Origin of the sequence: Aquibacillus sediminis (assembly GCF_005870085.1) — a bacterium.
GTDB classification, from domain to species: Bacteria; Bacillota; Bacilli; order Bacillales; family Amphibacillaceae; genus Aquibacillus_E; species Aquibacillus_E sediminis.
The window spans coordinates 36,822-59,133 of the sequence record NZ_SZNM01000014.1 but is presented as its reverse complement, the minus strand read 5'-3'; the positions used below and the strand labels follow the sequence as shown (position 1 = coordinate 59,133).

Below are 22,312 nucleotides of genomic sequence, written 5' to 3'. Positions count from 1 at the left end.
TTTGGAACAGAGAAGGGAGTGAAAAGAGTGACAGTTTCCCAACAAACAGTAAACATAAACCGATTAGAACAAATGATAGAAACATACAGTTCCATTGATTGGTTCTCTAATGTCGGTAAAAAAGAAGAGATGACAGAACAACAATTACAACAGTGTTTAAACCAGTTAGGAGTTTCCGATTTTCAGATAGAATGGGTGACGATACAGGAAAGTGCTGATGTTTATCAACGACTTACCTTTCAAGATAGCAGGATTTGGGAGGCGATACGTGATTTGCCAGACCGATGGACGGAAAAAATAACAGAGAATAGTCATGATGCAGCATTAAAACAGGTTGTCGAATTTCTTCCAGAAGCGGTCTTCCAATATGCATTCGATGGGGCTTACAAGCAATTTGATGAACAAAAGTTAATTAACTATATGACAGGCATGGCCATGTATCTTACGTTAATGATCGCTGTTTCAGACCTTGCAGAGGAAGGGGAACAGTTTGAGCCTATTCGCCAAATGATTGCCAGTGGCCACATACCATTTGGGATAGAAGGTAACACGATCTATCTTATGTAAAGCTGCTTACTGGAAGAGGTTAATTTAGTGTCAGACTAAGTTAACCTTTCGATTTTTTCCTTCATCATGTATGAAAACTTCCGTATGTATTCCTTCATTGTGACGGTATATCAACTCTGGGTATTTTTGTATAATAAGAATCAACATCTGAAAGGTCCTTTTTTATTAGGTTATCAGAAAGCGTTTACAACAAGTAAGGAGAAGCGATGTTATGTATGCGGTGGAACAGTTTGTTTGGTCAAATGAATGAAGTTATCAAAATTTCGCATGGAATGTAAGGGGGAGGTTTAAAAATGAATAGAAGAATGAAATATGTATTTTTCATCATAGCTATAGTCTTTTCAATGGTATTAGTGGGTTGTGCGGGTGATAATGACGATGCGAGTACTACTGGTGATGATACAAATAACTCATCCGATACACAGTCCACAGAAACAGAAGGATCGGGAACGAGTGAGGAGCAAACAATGGAACCAGTTACCCTTAGTTTAGCTGACTTCGCACCCGCTCCCCATCCTGTTCAACAAGAAATTTTTCCAGAGTGGGCTGCTGCAATTGAGGATGCTACGGATGGATTAGTAAAGCTGGAGATGTATCCTGGTGGTTCATTATTAGGTAGTGGCGATATTTATCCAGGTATTGAATCAGGGCTTGCAGACATCGGGCATGATGTGTCTGGATATAATCCTGGAAGATTACCAGTCTTGAATTCTATGTATACTGGTGGTCTTGAGTATAAAAACTCTGCGGTTTCCAGTCATGTAGCAAAAGATGCCGTCGAACAGTTAGAACCTGACGAGTTACAAGATACGGAGGTCATGTTTATTTACGGTATTGCTCCAGGGTTATTAATGACGCAAGAACCAGTAGAAAGCCTAGAAGATTTAGAGGGGATGCAGATTCGAGCTAGTGGTACGAATGTGGCAACCTTGGAAGCATTAGGTGCAACACCTGTAGCAATGCCAGTTACGGAGGCATATGAGAGTATGTCCAGAGGGGTTGTTGATGGTAGTTTGCTTCCGGCTGATACACTAAGATCTTTTAAATTAGCAGAGGTAACGGACTATGTCACACACTCTAGCTTAATTTATACCACAATTCATTATGTAACAATGAATAAACAGGTATGGGATTCCTTCCCTACTGATATTCAAGAAGCGATTCGTGAAGCTAATGAACAAGCATTTGAACACGCTATTGAAGTGTATTCAAGAGAGGTAGAAGATAGCTTACAGTATGCAGTAGAAGAGCATGGAGTAGAAGAAATCTTCTTATCTGAAGAAGAGGAAGCTAGTTGGCATGAGAAGTTATTACCATTAATTGATGAGCGTGTCGAGGAATTAGACACAGAAGGACTTGATGGTCAACAAATTATGGACACACTTGTTGAATTAACGGAGAAGTATAATGAGGAATTTGAGGAATAAAAAATAACCATGACAAATGCATCGCATCCATCCACAAGTGATGATGCGATGCAAATTAAGCTAAAAAAGGGGGATTTTGAAAGTGATCAAAGGATATGTCAACATCGTTACTAAGATAAGCAAAGCTTTAGAAAATATAGCGGCTATCATATTATTTCTAACAGCAATGTTGGTCCTTGCAAATGTTCTTTCAAGAAGGCTATTCGATACACCAATACAAGGTACGCATGATTTCATTCTATTTCTCACTCCAGTCTTAATTTCCCTTTCTATCGCTTATTGTGCTGTTAAAGATGGGCATATATCAATAAGTGTTTTTATGGACCGGTTGCCTAGGAAAGTCCAAAAAGTGATTGATAGTTTAATAGGTATTATTTCAGCAATTTTTTTGTTTTTTGTAACAAGGAACATTATATTATATGCCGACGAAATGCGTCAGAATGGTGAAGTTTCCCTCACCATTGGTTTGCCCCATTTTCCATTTGTCGTAATACTGGGGATAGGATTTGGGCTACTAGGGTTGGTAGTTATTGGAAAAGTCTTGTCATTATATACAAAAGAAGGTGATCAATAGATATGTCTTCCATTACAATAGGGTTTATAGGTATTCTTCTCTTTTTTATCTTCTTGGTATTACGGATGCCAGTTGCTTATTCGATGTTATTTTCCGGTATTATCGGTATTAGTATTCTCAATTCACCCTCCGTTGCGCTAAGAGTAGCTGCTACTGAAATCTATTCCAACTTTTCCACGTATACGTTAAGTGCTATTCCAATGTTTGTTTGGATGGGGTTTTTGGCGCTGCACGCAGGCATTGGAGCGAAGTTGTTCGATTTTGCCTATAAAGCTGTCGGTCATTTGCCTGGTGGGTTGGCTATGGCTGCTCAGGGAGCGGCCGGTCTTTTTGGAGCAATATCCGGCTCTAACACTGCAACGGCTGCAACAATTGGATCGATTGCCGTACCAGAAATGAGAAAGCACAATTATAGTGATTCCTTGTCCACAGCTAGTGTTGCTGCTGGTGGTATTCTTGGTGTACTAATTCCCCCCAGTACTCTTTTCATTATTTATGGAATTGCGGCAGAACAATCGATTGGGGAACTATTTTTAGCAGGAATTATTCCTGGCATCATTTTAATGATTGCTTTTATGATCTTAATTTATATTCTAGCAAAGAGAAATCCTGAGCTAGCACCACGGGGTGAGAAATCTACTTGGAAAGAAAGGTTTGCTGCCCTTAAAGGTGGACTTTGGGAAGTAGCTGTCATTTTTGCTATATCGATGGGAGGATTGTTTACTGGATGGTTTACACCGACGGAAGCAGGTGCTGTTGGTGCTGGCGGAATTTTAATCCTTAGCCTTTTAACAAGAGAGTTAAGTTGGGAAGGCTTGAAAGGTTCCTTATTTGAAACACTGAGAACGACAGCTATGATTATGTTGCTGATTGGGTCTGCCGTTGTATTTGGAAGGTTAATCACATTAAGTCGAATTCCGTTTGTAATAGGTGGTTGGATTGAAGGATTAGTATTACCAACTGTTGTCACGATGGCTCTGATTCTGTTTATTTATTTAGTCTTAGGTTTTTTTATGGATGCACTAGCTTTAATTTTATTATCTATCCCGATTTTTTATCCAGTAGTAGTGACCACATTGGGATACGATCCAATTTGGTTCGGAGTAATTATGGTCCTTGTAGCAGCAATGGGCGTTATTACGCCACCAGTTGGGGTGAATGTGTATATTATTAAAGGGGTTGTAAAAGACGTAAAAGTGGAGCAGATCTTTAAAGGAATATGGCCGTTTTTAATTGTGATTATACTTGTGACGCTTCTTATGTTGCTAGTGCCAGGCATTGCAACGTATCTACCAAATTTGATTCAGAATTAATAGATTATGAGTTGGATGGTTCTAGATGGAAGGTGAACGTATGTCAAACGGTGAGAAATTGTGGACAAAAGGCTTTGTCATTCTAACGATTAGTTGTTTTCTTTTGTTTCTCAATATGCAGATGCTTTTGGTAACGACACCGGCTTATTTAAGGGAACACTTTCATAGTAATGATCCAACTATCGGTCTGGTGACTAGCCTTTTTGCATTCTCTGCAATTTTGGCCAGAATATATACTGGTAGACCATCGCAAATGCACAAAATAGGTCAGCTATTGCTAATTGGTTTAGGTATTACCTTGATTGCAACAGTTGGTATTTATTGGAGTTATGTAGTGCTTGTCATCCTATTTATGCGAATGTTACATGGTATTGGCTTTGGGATGGCAAGTACTACCTTGCCTACAATGGCTTCTAACCTGATTCCTACAAAGAAAATGGGGGAAGGGATGGGCTACTTTGGGTTTTCGAATACACTTGCTTTAATGTTGGGACCTGTGATTGGTTTATTTCTATTCACTACGTATAGTATGGCGGTTTTAGTACTCGTTGCTTCTATTATACTAGCGGTTGTTTTTCCCCTCCTGTATATCATGATGCCATCAGCCACTCGTGCGACAGAAAAGTCAGAGGCAAAGGATAGAAACACGGATTCAAACAAGAAACGGTTTTTACTACGAAAATTACTCGTGCCAAGCATCTTGAATGTGTTGATGTATGCTACGTATAGTGGTCTAATCAGCTTCATTGTGCTTTTTGGCCAGGAACAAAACCTTCAAGGAGCTGGTAGTTTCTTTTTATTTTCCTCATTGGTTGTTTTATTGATGCGTCCAATTGCGGGAAAAGTTTTCGATCAAAAGGGACCGATTGTTGTCCTTATACCTGGTGCAGTCTTCATGATGATTGGTTTAATCCTGCTTTCTTTTGCGACTCATTTTGTTTTTGTTGTTTTATCAGCACTTGTGTATGGGAGTGGCTACGGAATTTTGCAGCCATCGATTCAAGCGTGGATGATTAATAAGGTTTCAAAGGAAGAGCGTGGACTTGCGAATGGTATGTTTTTTAATTCGCTAGACTTAGGGGTCGTAACTGGGGCGATGATTTTAGGAGCAATTGCCTCTAGGTTGGGTTATGTACACATGTATCAAATCTCTGCTTTGTTTATGGTGTTGTTTCTTGTTGTTTTGGGAGTGTCGGTATTTATAGAGCGGCGTTCTCATGATGTGGGTGCTAACCATCATTCTGCTTCCTTATGACGAACGCTGGTTTTAATAATGATTCAGATGAATGAAGTTGCGTTATTCGATATAGGACAAATTGATAACTGTAAGGTGGACTTTTCCAACTTGTGTAGAATGATGGAATCTCAGTCTATTTTAAAAATCGTTTTTTATCTCATCGTGGATAAAAGAACACCCTCACTGATTGTAGTTATATTCTATATATTTATACCTAAATTACACTACATATGATTGTTTTTGGTGTGTTCTATTGAAATGTACAATCTGTTATTGTATAGTTAATATTGCGAAAATAAAAAAAATTCCCAATATTAACTGCCTTGTTTTGAAAACGCAATCATTTGTCCCGCATGTTAATAAGACCCACACTTCAATCTACAAGTTAAAATAAACGAGATAAGTGGGAGGGGGACGGCGTGTCTCTCTTTGCGGTACTAGCAATCAGTGTGACTCACAGATGCAAGTTTTCACTTTATACCATCATAATTGAATGCGCTTTAATTAGGAAACGTTACCTCTCTGAATTTACTTACACAAAACGTTTATTATGTAACATCACCTAAAACGAAAGGATGTTAACCAATTAAGTATATAGGAGTGGTATGAGGATGTTAAGCCAACATGTGATCAATAATATCGATGTAAAAGATAACGGATCTCTGTTTATTGATGACGATCGCTCTATTTTAATTTCCATTTCTGCATTTGGGACCCTTCGGAGAGATCTAATAAGAAATATTGGCAATGATAGAATAAAAGGATTTTTAAACCGCTATGGATGGAAATTAGGGGAAGAAGACGCAAAGAAGGTTTTAAATCACAAGGCCAAATCGATCAAAGAAGCTATATACTACGGACCGATACTGCACAAAATGAAAGGCCATGTCACCGTGGAGACAACAAAGTTAGAAGTGAAACCGAACAATGAACAGTTATCCGTATATATGGAAGGAACGTGGGAGGATTCTTACGAAGCGGTTGAACACCTTTCCCAGTTTGGAACATCAACAAGTCCGATATGCTATACACTTACAGGTTATGCAAGTGGATACCTTACAACGCTTTGCAATCAGACAGTCATTTTTAAAGAATTATCCTGCCAGGCAGAAGGGAACGGGAAATGCAAATGGGTAGGGAAATCACTTGATTACTGGGGAGAGGACATACATGATGAACTTCAATTTTATGAAGGAACATCGATTGTTGAAGAACTAGAAATAACTTATGAAGAACTTCTAAGAGAAAGGAATAACTTAGAAAAAAACTCAATTATTCATAAAAAATTAACGGAGGAAGTCTTGGAGGGTAATAACTTACACTCAATTGTCAATACCGTTTATGACACACTAAATATTCCAGGTGTCATTACAGATGCAAATCATCATCCATTGGCTGCTCAAGGTCTCTCTGAATCATCGATAGATGAAATGAATATAGAATTTAAATCCTACCTACGCGACAAACAATCATCGTTACATAAGGATAACGGACAAGATTATCCCCCAATCTATAAAACGACAAAGTTTAAATTGCCAACTCATATCCGCTTAATTACACCTATCATCTTAGAAAAGAAGATAATTGGTTACTGTTCATTTATTTATCCCAACGATCAAATAATGGATCTCAAAACGGATATCATGACATTAGAACGCATTGCAATCGTTAGCTCGTTATATTTATTACTTGAAAGAACTAAGTTTGATAACGATCGGCGAATAGAGGGTCACTTCCTGAATGAAATTTTAAGAGGAGAATTTGAAAATAAGGAAGAAATTCTAAGACGGGGGAAATTATTGCAACTTGATCTTTCTCAACCGTATCGATTCATAACCGTAAAATATCAATTAGAGCAAAAAGCTACTGAAAAAGAATTATCATTTCATGAAGAACTACTTGATCAAACTGCAACATACTTTAAACAAGAAAAAATGTTAATTGGAAGTCGAGGTAATACGATTATTTTTTTAGTTCCAGACGATCAAATGAATCAAGAACAATTAAAGAATCATTTCCAAGCATACTTGGATTTTCTTTGTCAACATCATCCTACTACTCTCTTTTACGCAGGTATCAGTAAGACAAGCGAAAACATTACCAATGCAAACGAAAGCCATAATGAGTCACTGATCGCACTTCGAATGGCAACTCCTAACAACAAGATTTTTTTCTTCGAATCGATTGGAATTATCGGTCCATTATTAAATAAGAACAATGAAAACGAAGTAAAAAAAATCGCAAGTAATGTGTTGGGCAAGCTTTTGGAACATTTAGATGATAAAAAAGTAGAGTTGCTAAAAACATTATATGCTTTCCTGTTAAACGGAGGTAACTATGAACAAACATCAAACGATATCGCCTTGTCACTAAGTGGATTACGATATCGCCTTGCGAAAATTGAGGACTTACTCGATCATCAGTTAAAAGACCCTTTTTATAACCATCAGTTATTGATGGCCCTTCAGTCACTCATTTTAATTGGTGAGTTAGAATTACATGATTAATGACACGAAAATCCCCTGAATAAGGGGTTTTTTTTGTTGCAATTATCCGGCAGCATTTTTTGGCAACTACCTCCTACCTTATGGGCTAAACGTGCACCGGATCAGCTCTAACCGATGAAACCAGTTAACGATTACTGCGCAGTATATAGCTACGACGCAATAATACTTTCTTGCGGAGATGTTGGATTAATTCCGCGGCTTTTCACCGCATTTTCGGACTATGACAAATGAGTAGGAACAGTTATTTTATCGTTAACCGTGCAACTATGGTATTCGCCTGTCTGATAAGCCTTATTTAGAAATACTAACATAACCATACAGAAAAAACTATTTTTTTAGAATATTCATGCTATTGTTACAATTCGTTCGTTTACGTATCATTGTAAGTAAGCAACACAGAGTAAATCCAAGCAAATAATGAAGATGGAGGGGAATGCATGTTAAACGGTAAAGATTATCTGGAAAGCTTGAGAGACGGTCGTGTGGTTTATTTGAATGGCGAAAAAATAGACGATGTAACAGAGCACCCGGCATACCGAAACGCAGCTCGTTCCTATGCAAGAATGTATGATGCACTTCATGATAAGGAAACAAGTAAAATTTTAACGACGGAAACAAAATATGGGGATCGAACCCATAAATTCTTTAAAACGCCTAAAACCTCCAAAGACTTAATCGAGTCAAGAGATGCCATCGCGGAATGGTCAAAGCTAAATTATGGATTTATGGGGCGGACTCCTGACTATAAAGCATCATTTACAGCACATTTAGATGCGTATGCTGATTATTATGAAGGCTTTGAAGATAATGCCAGAGCATGGTATAAAAAAGCAACCAAGGAAGTACCTTTCATCAATCATACCATTATTAATCCGCAAGTGGATCGTTCCAAACCACTTCATGAAAATAAGGATGTATTTGTTCGTGCACTAGATGAAAAAGATGACGGCATAATTGTAAGCGGTGCCAAAATGGTTGGAACCGCAGCAGCGCTTACTAACTATAATTTTGTTGCGAACTACGGTCCTAATGATTTAGGCGGCGGCGACCAAAGCCATGCTCTCATTTTTTTCGTACCGATGAATGCGCCAGGTGTGAAAATGATCAGTCGTCAATCTTATGAAAATGTGGCAGCCAAAAACGGAACGCCATTTGATTATCCATTGTCCAGTCGTTTCGATGAAAATGATGCCGTTATTGTGTTAGATAATGTGTTTATTCCATGGGAAAATGTGCTTGCATATCAAAATGTAAATGTGTCAAATCGTTTCTTTACCGATACTGGGTTTGTTAATCGCTTTACTTTCCATGGTTGCACACGTCTAGCAGTGAAACTTGACTTCATGTCCGGACTGCTTTTAAAGGCTACAGAGGGTGCGGGTACCAAGCAATTTAGAGGCGTGCAGGCGAATATTGGGGAAGTACTTGCACTACGAAATACGTTTTGGGGATTGTCGACCGCAATGGCAACAGAGCCGGAAACAGGGAGAAATGGTGTAGCAGTTCCAAATGGATTTTATTGCAATGCTTACCGAGTGCTGGCGCCGTCGACGTGGGTAAGAGTGAAAAATATTTTTGAGCAAATTGTTGCAGGCGGTTTAATTCAATTACCTTCAAGTGCTGAGGACTTTTTAAATCCAGAAATCAGACCTTATTTGGAGCAATACTATCGTGGAACCGGTATTGATGCAGAAGAGCGTGTGAAATTACTGAAAATGGTATGGGATGCGATCGGATCTGAATTCGGTGGTCGTCATGAATTGTATGAAATCAATTATGCCGGTAACCACGAAAATATCCGTTTAGAAGCATTAAAGCATGCGGAAGGTTCAGGAGCTGCAGACAGGTACAAATCGTTTGTTGGCTCGGCAATGGATGATTATGATTTGAACGGATGGACTAATCAAACATGGACAACTGGAACGGAACAATCAACAATTAAACAATAAAGGAGGATCTATAATGAATGATCGTACATTTAGAAATGCCATGGGTAATTTTACTACGGGGGTAACGGTGATTACAACAGAAACAAATGGTGAAATTCATGGCATGACAGCAAATGCATTCATGTCAGTCTCTATGGATCCTAAATTAGTTGTGATTTCCGTCGGTGATAATGCAAGTATGTTAGATAAGATAAAGCAAAGTGGAAACTATGCAGTAAATATTTTATCCAATGAACAGCAGGACTTATCAATGCATTTTGCCGGACAAAGAGAAACAGATAAGGAAATCCCATTTCAAACCGTAAGAGGAGTACCTGTAATTGAAGGTGCTATAGCCCAAATAACGTGTGAAGTAGTTAGTGAGCATGTGGAAGGGGACCATACACTTTTTATAGGTAGAGTAACCGATGTTCAACTTGAAGAACATGAACCGCTTGTTTTCTTTAAGGGCAAATATCGAACACTATCCCCAATAGAGGAAACAGTAAAACAATAACCATTTCTATAAATGGAGGTGGCTCACTTGGATATAATCCATTTAAATCATAGAAATCGAGACACCTATAAATGTAGAAGAGAGCAATGTGTTGTTGCTATCGGATTCTTTGATGGCATGCATATCGGGCATCAAAAAGTAATCCAACAGGCAAAAAAAATTGCGGAAAAAAAGCAACTGCCATTGGCATGTATCAGCTTTTTTCCGCACCCAAAAGAGATTTTAACAAATAATAAACAGTTTAAATATATCATGCCAATCACGGAAAAGCAAATAATCCTTGAGAACATGGGGGTGGAAAAATTCTATCTTATCGAGTTTGACCATCCATTTGCATCCGTTTCGCCAAAGCAATTTGTACAGAACTATTTACTTGATCTAGGGGTTGCGCATGTTGTAGCGGGATTTGATTTTTCCTATGGGTACCGCGGTATGGGAAATATGGATCGATTGAAAGAGGATTCAAGCAATCAACTAGAAGTGACAAAAGTTGAAAAAGTGGCGTATGACGGAGAGAAAATCAGTTCAAGCCTCCTTCGAAACATGATTGATTCAGGAAAAATGGACCAAATTCACCATTATTTAGGTAACGATTATCAAATCGAAGGGGAAATCTTGTTAGGTAACGATCATGTCGAGATTCTTGTGAACCAGCATTATGTCATCCCTCGGACAGGGGTTTATGAAGTGGTGATCGATAATGGAAGAGAAAACTTTAAGCAAAACGTTACAGTAGATCAAGCTCGAATAACACTTCCATTATCTTTTGCGAGGAAACATTCGATTAAAAACCAAGCAACAGTAAGTATTTGTTGGCTAAAACAATTAGCTGCAACGGTTGAATCGGTACAAAGTGTATAAAAACTTTAAAAATCTGGAGGGGTAATCATGTCAAATTTTGATGTGGCGCAATTAGCGCATGTGGAGTTGTATTCACCAAAACCGGAGGAAACATTAAAATTCTTTACCCAGTATTTGGGTCTGCAAGTAACGGAAACAGAAGGCCAATCCGTATATTTAAGAGCGTATGAAGATTTCTATCATCACTCGTTAAAAATTACCGAAGCAAAAGAGGCTGGTATGGCACATGCTGCTTGGAGAGCTAGTTCTAAGGACGCCCTTTATAGAAAAGTTGACTCGATCGAGCGAAGTGGCTATGGCAAGGGATGGATTGAAGGAGATATCGGTCATGGTCAGGCATACCAATTCGTCACACCAGACGGTCATAACATGGAAATATTATGGGATGTTGATTATTATGCGGCACCCGAAGAATTAAAGACAAAGTTAAAAAGTCGACCACAAAAAAAGCCGAATGTAGGTGTGCCAGCAAGACGTTTAGATCATATCAATTTGATGTGCAATAACGTTACTCAAAATAAACATTTCATGGCGGATGAATTAGATTTCAAACTTCGTGAAAATATTGTCATGAATGATAATACCGAAATAGGTGCTTGGATGAGTGTGAGTCCACTCGTTCATGAAATAGCGCTGATGAAGGACCAAAGTGGGGCAAAGGGACGTTTTCATCATATTGCATTCTGGTATGGCTATCCACAGCACTTAATGGATGTTGCCGATTTACTGGCTGAAAATGATATTTACATTGAATCTGGACCTGCCAAACATGGGGTAAGTCAGGCGTACTTCCTATATGCATATGAACCAGGCGGAAATCGCGTGGAACTATTTGGGGACGCAGGGTACCTAATATTTGATCCGGATTGGAAACCAATTACATGGACAGAAGATGAGCTTAAAGACGGGATTGTTTGGTATGGCGGCGACCTTCCTCAAGAGTACTTTCTATATGGCACGCCACATAAACCAACAAGAGAAAGAGTTTAAATCAAGCTTGTTACAGGCAAAGGTGGATTCGATCGTTCATGCTTATGCATGTTGGATCCACCTTTCCCATGCATTCAACTCAAGAGGGGGGAAATAGGTGAACATTCAAGCGGAAGCAAACCGATTACGAGAAGCGGAAAAAAATAAACAATCGATTGAACCATTGACGGATACTTTTCCAACTATCACGGTCGATGATGCCTATTCGATCCAACTTCAACAAATAGAGGAGAAGATCGCAAACGGGGCAACAGTTGTAGGGAAAAAGATTGGGTTAACAAGTAAAGTGATGCAAGATATGTTTCAAGTGAAGGAGCCTGATTATGGACACCTTCTCGATCACATGCTCCATATTGATGGGGAGGACATTTCACTAGATTCGTTTATAGAGCCAAAGCTCGAGTTTGAAATTGCTTTTATCTTAAAGGATGACTTACAAGGGCCGGGGGTAAGCCTGATAGATGTCATGGAAGCTACTGATTATGTTGTACCAGCGTTTGAGGTGATTGATAGTAGAATAAAAGATTGGAACATCCGGTTTGAGGATACGGTTGCAGATAATGGTTCCTCAGCGCGGGCAATAATTGGTGGCCATCCAACACCAATAGAAACGATTGATCTGTCCCATCTTGGAATGGTGGTCTATCGGAATGGTAAATTGTTAGATACTGCGACAGGAGCCGCTGTGATGGGAAATCCATGTCGGGCTGTTGCATGGCTAGCAAATGCTTTAGGGAAATATGGAATTTCCCTCCATAAAGGGGAAATTGTGTTGTCAGGAGCTTTAACAGCGGCTATTCCAGTTCATGAAGGGGATACATTTACTGCTGATTTTGCTCATGTTGGATCGGTATCCGCTTCATTTACGAGGGAGGGAGATGCGAAATGAACAAATGTAAAGTAGGAATTATCGGATCTGGAAATATAGGGACAGATTTGATGTATAAATTAGAACGCAGCGATGCTCTAGAATTAACCGTTATGATCGGTATTGACCCTGATTCTGAAGGGTTGAAGCTTGCTAAAGATCGAGGTTACCAAGTGATTAACAACGGAATTGACGGGTTATTGGATAAAATGGAGCTTGCCGATATCTTTTTTGATGCAACAACAGCGAAAGCACATGCACACCATCATGACATTCTTTCCTCTTACGGGAAGAAGGTGATTGATTTAACACCTGCTGCGATTGGTCCTTTCGTTGTTCCACCAGCCAATCTAGAGGAGCATCTAGATGCAACAAACGTAAATATGGTGACATGTGGCGGGCAAGCAACAATCCCAATCGTACATGCAATTAATCAAGCATGTCCTGTTGACTATGCAGAAATTGTTGCAACCGTTTCAAGTAAAAGTGCAGGTCCAGGAACGAGGGCGAATATTGATGAATTTACCCGCACCACTTCTCGCGCTATCGAGAAAATAGGTGGAGCGAACAAAGGAAAGGCAATTATCATATTAAACCCTGCTGAGCCACCAATTAATATGCGAGATACGATCCATGTATTGGTTGCTGAAGAAGGGAAACAAGAAGAAATTAAAGCATCTATAAAACGAATGGTGAAATATGTTCAGGAGTACGTACCAGGATACCGCATGAGCGGGGAGCCATTATTTGATGGTAAACAGGTATCAGTGTTTGTTGAGGTGGAAGGGGCAGGCGACTTCTTCCCATCATATTCAGGAAACTTGGATATCATGACGGCCGCCGCAGCCAAGATAGGCAATGAAATGGCGAAAAAAGGTCTAGCAGTTACGAAGAACTAAGAAGGAAGGTGTCAGTGGATGAAGCGCGACTTGCACATTGTTGATGTAACACTGAGGGATGGTAGTCATTCGATGAGGCATGCATTTACCGAAGAACAAGTAAAACAAGTTGCAAAAGGATTGGATCAGTCAGGTGTTGAATATTTTGAAGTCTCCCATGGGGATGGACTTGGTGGTTCAACATTACAATACGGTTTTTCAAAGGTGAATGAATTAAAACTAATTGAAGCGGCAGCAGCACAATGTAGTCAAGCAAAAATTTCTGTTCTTCTTTTACCAGGAATTGGTATTAAAGAAGATTTAGAGGACGCTGTAAAGGCTGGGGCAAAGATGGTACGGGTAGCTACGCATGTCACAGAGGCAGATGTAGCCAAACAGCATTTGCAACTGGGGAGAAAATTAGGACTAACAACAGTCGGATTCTTGATGATGGCCCATATGGCTCCAGTTGAAAAATTAGTGGAACAGGCGAAACTATTTGAAAGTTATGGAGCAGAGATCGTCTATGTAACTGATTCCGCTGGGGCACTATTACCACACCAAGTAACAGAAAGAATTAAGGCATTAAAAGACAATATTTCTTGTGAAATCGGCTTTCATGGTCATAATAATTTATCATTAGCCATGGCCAATACATTAGCAGCGGTAGAGGCAGGCGCTACTTATGTCGATGGAAGTTTACGCTGTCTTGGTGCAGGTAGTGGAAATACACAAACAGAAGTAATGGCGGCTGTGTTTGAGCGCTATCACTATCAAACCGGTGTGGAGCTCTATCCGATTATGGATGTTGCCAATGATGTGGTTGCAAAATTCATGCCTAGACCACAAGAAATTAATGGATCAAGTTTAATCATGGGGTATTCTGGGGTTTACTCTAGTTTCTTATTATTTGCACAGGAAGCAGCTGAGAAATTCGGTGTCGATGAGCGTGATATTTTAACCGAATTAGGTAGAATGCAAGCCGTCGGAGGTCAGGAAGATCTTATTTTTGAAGTTGCAAGGGAAATTGCTGAGCAACAAAAGCATACGGTGTAAAAGACTAGGAGGTGATGATCGGTGATTGAGACCGATGTGATTGGTCATATAGCAGATGAATTATATAATGCGGAAACAAATGCTTATGAAGTAGATAAGTTTGTCGATCAATTTCCAGAGCTTGATGTGGAATTAGCTTATCACATTCAAGATAGATTAATAGAAATGAAGTGTAACAAAGAAAATGCGAAAATTTCCGGACGAAAACTTGGCTTAACGAGTAAATCGAAGCAGGAAATGATGGGGGTGCATGAACCATCTTACGGAGTACTTCTGGATAACATGCAACTGTTTGAAGGAGACCCTATCTCAACAAAGCCGTTTATTCATGCAAAGGTGGAACCTGAAATTGCTTTTGTTTTTGATAAAGAGGTATCTGGAGATCATATCACGGTTGCAGATATTTTAGATGCTACCGCATACATTACGCCAGCAATGGAAATCATTGATAGCCGCTATCGTAACTTTGACTTTACACTTCCAGATGTTGTGGCTGATAATTCTTCCTCCTCGCGTTATTTAATTAGTGAGAGGTTTTATCAAGTAAATGATGTTGACTTACGCTTGATGGGAATGGTGTTTAAAAAGAATGGTGAGATCGTTGCGACCAGTGCAGGTGCAGCGGTAATGGGACATCCGGCAAGAGCAATTGCATGGATGGCCAACAAGTTGAAGGAGAGAAATCAGCGTATTCAACCAGGAGAGGTTGTCTTAAGTGGCGCACTCGCGAAGGCGTTTGCGATCGAACCTGGTGATCATTTTTCGGTTAGTTTTGATGGAATAGGAGCGTTAGAAGCGGCTTTTATTGAATAGAAAGGAGTGGTCGTATGCCTTTGATTCAAATCAATATTTTAGAAGGGCGTCCCCCTGAGAAAAAAGAAAGATTAATAAGAGAAGTAACAGATTTGGTAGCAGATGTATTGGAAGCACCACCCCAAAATGTTCGTGTTATGATTCAGGAAATGCCACCGGACAATTGGGGGATTGCTGGGGAGTCGGTGAAAAAGCGAAAACAATCAGCAAAGAAAGGGTGATTTTGGATGAAAAATGTGGAAACAGATCTAAGAGAAGTGCAGTTATATATAGATGGAAAGTATGTCAAATCTAGTAGTCATTCCACCTTTGATGTAAAAAATCCAGCAACCCAGGAAGTGATTGCACATGTCCACGAGGCTTCCTATGAAGATGTTGATCAAGCTTGTAGGGCCGCTAGACGTGCGTTTGAGGATGGACCGTGGCGAACGATGACAGTAAAAGAGCGTTGCAATAAAATACGTCGGATGGCAGAAATTATTTTGGAAAGAAAAGAAGAGTTAGCACACTTAGAAGCTTTAGACGTGGGGAAACCTTATCCAGTAGCATTAGAAGCAGAAATACCGCGTGCGGCCAATAATCTAAAGTTCTTCGCTGATTTTATGGAAAAACAAGGCGGAGAAGTGTATCCAATGGAAGAGGACTATTTAAATTATACGCGTTATGAACCGGTTGGGGTAGCCGCCCTTATTACACCATGGAATTTACCATTTATGCTGACAACTTGGAAGCTAGGACCTTGTCTAGCAGCTGGAAATACCGTGGTCATTAAACCAGCAGAAATCACACCATTATCCGTGTCTCTACTTGGGGAAATGGCAAAAGAGGCTGGAATTCCTGATGGGGTAGTGAATGTAGTCCAAGGGTTTGGTCCTGATTCTGCTGGTGAGTTTATGACGACTCATCCTGAGGTTGACCTTGTTTCCTTTACCGGGGAGACGACAACAGGAAAAGCGATTATGAAAAACGGGGCAGACACCTTGAAAAAAGTTTCCTTTGAATTAGGAGGAAAAGCAGCAAATATCATTTTTGATGATGCGGATCTTGATAAAGCCATTCCTGAATCCATCCGAGCTGCCTTTTTAAATTCAGGTCAAGTCTGCTTAGCTGGCTCGAGAATTCTTGTGCAACGTTCGATCTTAGATGAATTCATCGAACGTTTTAAACAAGCGGCATCAGAACTTAATGTAGGCGATCCGCAAAATGCGAATACAAATATGGGGCCTGTCGTTAGTGAAGCACATTATCGTAAAGTAACGAGCTATTTGGACATTGCCAAACAAGAAAATGCAACGTTAGTATACGGGGGCAAGCGCCCAAGTCTAGATGAACATATAAAAGATGGCTATTACTTAGAGCCGACGATTTATTTACATGAAGACCCAGATGCACGTATATGCCAGGAAGAAATATTTGGTCCGATCGTGACGATTATTCCATTCGATACAGAAGAGGAAGCACTAGCGATTGCAAATAATACCGATTACGGTTTAAACGGCGTGATTTGGACGGAAAATCTGAAACGTGCCCACCGCGTCTCGCATCACGTCCGTGCTGGGACAATTTGGGTGAACTGCTGGTTTGTCCGTGACCTTCGCGCCCCGTTTGGAGGCTTTAACAAGAGTGGAGTTGGCCGTGAAGGTGGAGCGCACAGTCTAGAATTTTTTACAGAAGCGAAAACGGTGTGTATTGCATTGAAATAAATTTGTAGAAATGCCATGTCTTTGGAAATGACATGGCATTTTTCAGAATTACGGAATATCAGGATTTATGTGCAATAAGTTAGTTGGTATGGTGAACTAGCGAAATATACGTTAACAAGAGAGAGGAGCGCTCGATCATGTAAGAACGAGTCCTAATCATCTTCACAAAAAACAATTTTTTGTATGCTTTTTTAAAAACTTACTGCATAAAAGTAAATTTGTTCCGTTTAGGAGGGGGAATGATGACCAAGTCTTCTTGGGGGATATTATGGGTAGCATTTTCAGCAGGGGTGATCGCGACGCTTGTACAGTTTTCGGTACCGCCTGTTATGCCAGTGTTGCAAGCGCAGTTTGACGTTACATATATGAACAGTGCCTTGTTAATGTCATTATTTGCACTTATGACGCTTCTAGCTGCAGTTCCTGGTGGATTTATTGTTCAAAAATATGGGGAACGTGCAGTTGGATTGTTAGGAATAGCTGTCCTTTTTGCTGGTGTTTTATGTAGTTTTTTTGCAGGAAATTTTCTCATTTTGCTACTGTCACGAATCATACAAGGAATCGGATTTGGAATCGTATCTGTGGCAGCACCATCCGCAATCGGACGATTTATTCCGCCAGATCGGATGAGTATTGCGATGGGGATTTGGTCAACATGGATTCCCCTTGGCAGTCTGATTATGTTTTTATTTGCCCCATATATTGTCTCAGAATTTAACACGGGGATTTATTGGTCCATTTTAATGTTATTTCTTATTGGAAGTTTTATTATATATGCGAAAAAAATACCAAGAGAAGCTGATTCACATAACGAATCGTCTGAAGGGACTATTCCTAAGAACGCAATAAAAGAGGAGGTGAAAAATAAGCGTATATGGGTGGTAGCTGGAGCATTTGCATCGTTTACCTTTTCTTTATTTGCTTTTAATACGTGGATTTCTACCTATTTAGTGGAATCCTCATCAATGTCTTTAGCCCACGCAGCCATCATACCAGGTCTTTTATCCTTTTTCATGATAGGGAGCAATTTATATGGAGGTTTCTTGCTAAAAAGATTTGAAAATAAACTGTTTCTATTTCTAATACCTCCACTCGTTATGGCACTTATTTGGCCGATGTTTTTAATAGATCATCCCATCATCCTGTATGGAAGTGCGATTGTATTAGGTGTAATTGGAGGAATTACACCTACCATTATCTTTGCTTCTGCACCAAAGCTTGCCAAAAGAAAAGAAACGATCGGAATTGCGATGGCCATTGTTATTATTGGAGAAAACACTGGCATTTTAATAGGACCTGAAGTTTTTGGCATTCTTCGTGATTATACGGGTAACTTTCATGCAAGTTTCTGGATTTTATTCTATGTCGGTTTAATTACAATCATCGCCTCTGTAACGATGTGGAGGTCATGGAAAGTTCGTTCGACAGAATATCAAATCCATGAAAACAAACTCGTTATGGAAGAAACGCAACATTAAAAGTTGTGAAGGATTGTAGGCATGTAGAAGAAAGGTGAGAAAAAGGAGTACAATTCGCATGACGTTTCGTACTCCTTTTTCTATTAATAGTTCACTGCTTAAATGAATAGTGAAAATGGCAACTATTGGGTTCATTGCGGTTACGGACATTTGTACCTTTATTTTAAAAAGCACTATTTTCGCTTTAAAATCTTAAAATAAGGTATTAAATGTCCACGATAAAAAGCTTTGTCGCTATCGGTAATAAGAGTTGCTAATATTAAAGGAGACATGAGCACAAAAGTTACATAGGATGACAGTATGCTAGTTTTTTCATGAAGTAGTGAAGGAGAATTTAGCTGGGCAGAACTTGTTGTAAAGAAACATCAGCACTTATTATGCTTAAGGTTTGTAACAAGTAAGTCAATTAGGTATATTCAACATTACTACGAAATATTATGAATTAAAGGAATGGGGGAGTTAAATAATGGATGTAAGGTACCCAATTGGCAAATTAGAAGTACCCGACAAGGTAACATTGGATCATATTCAAGAATGGTTAAAGCAAATAGAAACGACCACTACTCGATAAAGAGAAACTGTCGCTACGCTAAGTGATGAACAATTAAGCAAAACGTATCGTGATGGTAGTTGGACAGTTCGCCAACTTGTTCACCATATTGCTGACTCTCAGTTGAACATGTTTCAACGTTTGAAAATGGCTTTAACGGATGAAAATCCAAACGTGCCAAACTTTGATCAAGACAAGTGGGCTATTCAACCGGATACAAGGCTTCCCGTTGAAAGTTCGATAAAAATGTTGGAAGGTATAAATGAACGCATCGTTTCTTTAGGGCAAAGGTTAACGGAAGATCAATTAGAGCGGGCTTTTACGCACGAGATAAACGGAAAAATAACAGTTGCCACTAAACTTGCAAAACTAGCTTGGCATGAAGAGCACCATTTAGCCCATATAAACATTGCATTAGCAAATAATAACGAATAATGACAGAAGCTGTACTCCCTAAAGAACACAATAGTTAACAACTCAACATATACAGGTTTTTGTACTTAGAATGGAGCCAGTAATATAATAGCTACGACGTTACACTTAAACGGCCTAAGCCCTTTGGAACAAGAGCTTAGGCCGTTATAAAATCTTCTATCTATGATTCATCGTCTGCGTTTAATCGTTCAATACCGTTTTTGCGACATGTTTATCGAGATCTTCGAAGTCATAATAAGAGATCGTATCATACAATTCTTTTCTTGGTTGCATGTCTTGTTCAGCTGCTTGTTGTGAGCCATCTTGTTTAATTAAATCAAACACGCGCTCATACGCTTTCGCAGCAACCCGCATCGAAGTGACCGGATAGATTACCATGCCGACGCCCATTTCCTGGAATGCTTGTGCGGAAATATAAGGGGTTTTGCCAAATTCGGTCATGTTTGCAAGAATCGGAACAGAAAGATTGTTAGCAAAAAAACGGAATTCTTCATCAGTTCTTAAAGCTTCCGGAAAAATCGCATCCGCACCTGCTTCGATATAGGCATTCGCCCGTTCTAATGCTGATTCGATCCCTTCTGTTGCCAACGCATCTGTCCGAGCAACGACGATCATACTCGGTGCCACTTCTTTTATTACTTGGATTTTTTGGCTCATTTCTTCTGTCGTCACTAATTGTTTGCCATTTAAATGGCCGCATTTCTTCGGCAGTTGTTGGTCCTCGATTTGGACGGCTGCAACATTGGCCTCGAACATTTCCCTTGCTGTTCGTGCAACATTTAATACACCACCAAACCCTGTATCAATGTCGACGAGAAGTGGTAAATCGGTCGCACGCACAATATCTTTTGCCCGGTCCGCCACCTCATTGGATGTCACAATTCCTAAATCAGGCAATCCGCGACTTGCTGTATAAGCCCCTCCTGATAAGTACAATGCTTGAAATCCAGTATTTTTTGCGATAAGTCCAGCCATCGCATCGTGCGCACCTGGAATTTGCAAAATATCTGGGTGCTTAATCATGTTTTTAAATTGATCTGCTAATTCTTGTTGAGAAGATGGTTGATCCACAATCCATGCCATAAAAAGATCTCCTTTCTCTCTTCTATACTAATAGATCATTGTTTATTATAAATAATACGTTGGTAAGAACAGATTCACAAACTTTTCGACTGGCATTTGTGTGAATTGATCATTTTCAAAGCTCGATGCTTCAATCTGTTTGCGTTGTTTTTCGGTAAACTGTGTTGAAAGATTGTAAGATAGTTTCTCCCTAATTTTTGGAAAAGCTTCTTCTCGGCGGAAACGATGTCCGAGCGGGTACTGATATTCTACATTGGTTGATGATGATCCGTCTTTGTAATGTACTTGCACGGCATTCGCAATCGATCGCTTTTCTGGATCAAGGTAGTCTTTGGTATATTGTTTGTTTTCGATGACCTCCATTTTGTCCCGTAGTTGATCAATTCTAGGATTTGCAGCCGCTTCCTCTTCGTAATCTTCTGCGGTTACATTTCCTTTCAATAAGCCAATTGCTGTAATGTACTGCAGGCAGTGATCCCTGTCAGCTGGGTTGTATAAAGGCCCCGTCTTATCAATAATACGGATGGCAGATTCATGGGTGGTAATCGTAATTTTATCGATTTCATCTAAGCGATCAATGACTTCTGGATGCAAATCAACCGCGGCTTCGGCTACTGTTTGCGCATGGAATTCGGCAGGATAGGCAACTTTAAACAGCACATTTTCCATCACATAACTGTCAAGTGGGCGCTGTAAGGTTAATTCTTGTTTTGCAAATTGTACATCTTGAAAGCCCCAACCTTCTGCAGTAAGCGGCGTCTCATACCCCATTTCCCCCTGCATCGCCATTAAGCTTAAGCGCACGCCGCGACTTGTGGCGTCTCCGGCAGCCCAAGATTTCCTTGAACCAGTATTTGGTGCATGACGGTACGTACGTAAACTACCGTTATCAATCCAAGCGTGGGACAATGCGTTGTTGATTTCTTCTCTTCCGCCGCCAAGCATTTTGGTGACAACGGCAGTGGTTGCGATTTTTACATATAAGACATGGTCAAGCCCAACACGGTTTAAACTATTATCAAGTGCTAACACACCTTGTATTTCATGGGCCTTGATCATTGCTTCTAGTACATCTTTGACAGGAACCGGCTCTTCCCCTTTTTTCAAACGCCGTTGGCTAATATAATCGGCAGCAGCTAAAATACCGCCTAAGTTGTCGGAAGGATGGCCCCATTCCGCTGCAAGCCATGTGTCATTATAATCAAGCCAGCGAATCATTGTTCCAATATTAAATGCTGCCTGTACCGGATCCAACTCATAGGAAGTACCTGGCACACGGCTACCTCCTGGAACGACGGTACCTGGCACAATCGGTCCGAGTAATTTTGTGCATTCTGGGTAATTGAGGGCAAGAATGCCGCATCCCAATGTATCCATTAATACATACTCAGCGGTTTTAAACGCTTCCTCACTCGTAATCTCTTTATTTAATACATAATCTGTTATTTCCTCAATTAAAGTGTCGGTCTGTTTTTGATTGATTAGTTGTACCATCTATCTTTTCTCCTTTACAAATTGGATTTATTG

At 39.8% G+C, this 22,312-nt stretch carries 19 protein-coding genes and 1 pseudogene; 18 read left to right on the top strand and 2 right to left on the bottom strand.

Going from position 1 to position 22,312, the window contains the following annotated elements:
• Positions 1-27 precede the first annotated feature (27 nt).
• The 18 genes and pseudogenes from FCI53_RS13510 to FCI53_RS13425 all read left to right on the top strand — a co-directional run bounded on the left by FCI53_RS13510 (position 28) and on the right by FCI53_RS13425 (position 19,702).
• A complete protein-coding gene (locus FCI53_RS13510) occupies positions 28-567 on the top strand; it encodes a hypothetical protein (protein ID WP_138419600.1) in 540 nt (179 codons plus the stop codon).
• A 293-nt stretch (positions 568-860) separates the two neighbouring features.
• Positions 861-1,994, top strand: a complete 1,134-nt coding sequence (locus tag FCI53_RS13505; protein WP_138419599.1) for a TRAP transporter substrate-binding protein — start codon at positions 861-863, stop codon at positions 1,992-1,994.
• Between the two features lie 82 nt (positions 1,995-2,076).
• Positions 2,077-2,568, top strand: a complete 492-nt coding sequence (locus FCI53_RS13500) for a TRAP transporter small permease (RefSeq protein ID WP_138419598.1) — start codon at positions 2,077-2,079, stop codon at positions 2,566-2,568.
• Positions 2,569-2,570: 2 nt separating this feature from the next.
• On the top strand, positions 2,571-3,881 hold the full coding sequence (locus FCI53_RS13495) for a TRAP transporter large permease (RefSeq protein WP_138419597.1): 1,311 nt from the start codon (positions 2,571-2,573) through the stop codon (positions 3,879-3,881).
• A gap of 25 nt (positions 3,882-3,906) precedes the next feature.
• Positions 3,907-5,136, top strand: a complete 1,230-nt coding sequence (locus FCI53_RS13490; protein ID WP_138419596.1) for an MFS transporter — start codon at positions 3,907-3,909, stop codon at positions 5,134-5,136.
• A gap of 593 nt (positions 5,137-5,729) precedes the next feature.
• Positions 5,730-7,625, top strand: a complete 1,896-nt coding sequence (locus FCI53_RS13485) for a XylR N-terminal domain-containing protein (RefSeq protein WP_171038178.1) — start codon at positions 5,730-5,732, stop codon at positions 7,623-7,625.
• A gap of 437 nt (positions 7,626-8,062) precedes the next feature.
• Positions 8,063-9,574 carry a 4-hydroxyphenylacetate 3-hydroxylase family protein gene (locus FCI53_RS13480; protein WP_138419594.1) on the top strand — a complete coding sequence of 504 codons (1,512 nt, stop codon included), beginning with the start codon at positions 8,063-8,065 and terminating at the stop codon, positions 9,572-9,574.
• Positions 9,575-9,587: 13 nt separating this feature from the next.
• Entirely contained in the window at positions 9,588-10,070 is a 483-nt protein-coding gene (locus FCI53_RS13475) for a flavin reductase family protein (RefSeq protein ID WP_138419593.1), read from the top strand.
• A 27-nt stretch (positions 10,071-10,097) separates the two neighbouring features.
• Entirely contained in the window at positions 10,098-10,931 is an 834-nt protein-coding gene (locus tag FCI53_RS13470) for an FAD synthetase family protein (RefSeq protein ID WP_171038177.1), read from the top strand.
• A gap of 27 nt (positions 10,932-10,958) precedes the next feature.
• Positions 10,959-11,921 (top strand): catechol 2,3-dioxygenase, encoded by a 963-nt coding sequence (locus FCI53_RS13465; protein WP_138419591.1) that lies wholly within the window; start codon positions 10,959-10,961, stop codon positions 11,919-11,921.
• Positions 11,922-12,018: 97 nt separating this feature from the next.
• Positions 12,019-12,810 (top strand): 2-keto-4-pentenoate hydratase, encoded by a 792-nt coding sequence (locus FCI53_RS13460; RefSeq protein ID WP_138419590.1) that lies wholly within the window; start codon positions 12,019-12,021, stop codon positions 12,808-12,810.
• Positions 12,807-13,688 carry an acetaldehyde dehydrogenase (acetylating) gene (locus FCI53_RS13455; protein ID WP_138419589.1) on the top strand — a complete coding sequence of 294 codons (882 nt, stop codon included), beginning with the start codon at positions 12,807-12,809 and terminating at the stop codon, positions 13,686-13,688. The genes FCI53_RS13460 and FCI53_RS13455 overlap by 4 nt, the downstream gene beginning before the upstream one ends.
• Before the next feature lie 18 nt (positions 13,689-13,706).
• Complete coding sequence (gene dmpG, locus FCI53_RS13450) at positions 13,707-14,723, top strand: 4-hydroxy-2-oxovalerate aldolase (protein ID WP_138419588.1); 1,017 nt, start codon at positions 13,707-13,709, stop codon at positions 14,721-14,723.
• A gap of 21 nt (positions 14,724-14,744) precedes the next feature.
• A complete protein-coding gene (locus FCI53_RS13445) occupies positions 14,745-15,536 on the top strand; it encodes a 2-keto-4-pentenoate hydratase (RefSeq protein WP_138419587.1) in 792 nt (263 codons plus the stop codon).
• A gap of 14 nt (positions 15,537-15,550) precedes the next feature.
• Positions 15,551-15,757, top strand: a complete 207-nt coding sequence (locus FCI53_RS13440) for a tautomerase family protein (protein ID WP_138419586.1) — start codon at positions 15,551-15,553, stop codon at positions 15,755-15,757.
• A 6-nt stretch (positions 15,758-15,763) separates the two neighbouring features.
• Positions 15,764-17,239, top strand: a complete 1,476-nt coding sequence (locus tag FCI53_RS13435) for an aldehyde dehydrogenase (RefSeq protein WP_138419585.1) — start codon at positions 15,764-15,766, stop codon at positions 17,237-17,239.
• A gap of 242 nt (positions 17,240-17,481) precedes the next feature.
• Positions 17,482-18,717 carry an MFS transporter gene (locus FCI53_RS13430; RefSeq protein ID WP_171038176.1) on the top strand — a complete coding sequence of 412 codons (1,236 nt, stop codon included), beginning with the start codon at positions 17,482-17,484 and terminating at the stop codon, positions 18,715-18,717.
• Positions 18,718-19,183: 466 nt separating this feature from the next.
• Positions 19,184-19,702 (top strand): annotated as a pseudogene (locus tag FCI53_RS13425) (YfiT family bacillithiol transferase).
• A gap of 180 nt (positions 19,703-19,882) precedes the next feature.
• On the opposite strand, the gene prpB reads toward FCI53_RS13425, so the two are convergent.
• Both prpB and FCI53_RS13415 read right to left on the bottom strand, forming a co-directional pair.
• Positions 19,883-20,785, bottom strand: a complete 903-nt coding sequence (prpB, locus tag FCI53_RS13420; protein ID WP_138419583.1) for a methylisocitrate lyase — start codon at positions 20,783-20,785, stop codon at positions 19,883-19,885.
• Positions 20,786-20,830: 45 nt separating this feature from the next.
• Positions 20,831-22,279: a bifunctional 2-methylcitrate dehydratase/aconitate hydratase gene (locus tag FCI53_RS13415; RefSeq protein ID WP_138419582.1), complete on the bottom strand. Its 1,449-nt coding sequence runs from the start codon at positions 22,277-22,279 to the stop codon at positions 20,831-20,833.
• Positions 22,280-22,312 lie beyond the last annotated feature (33 nt).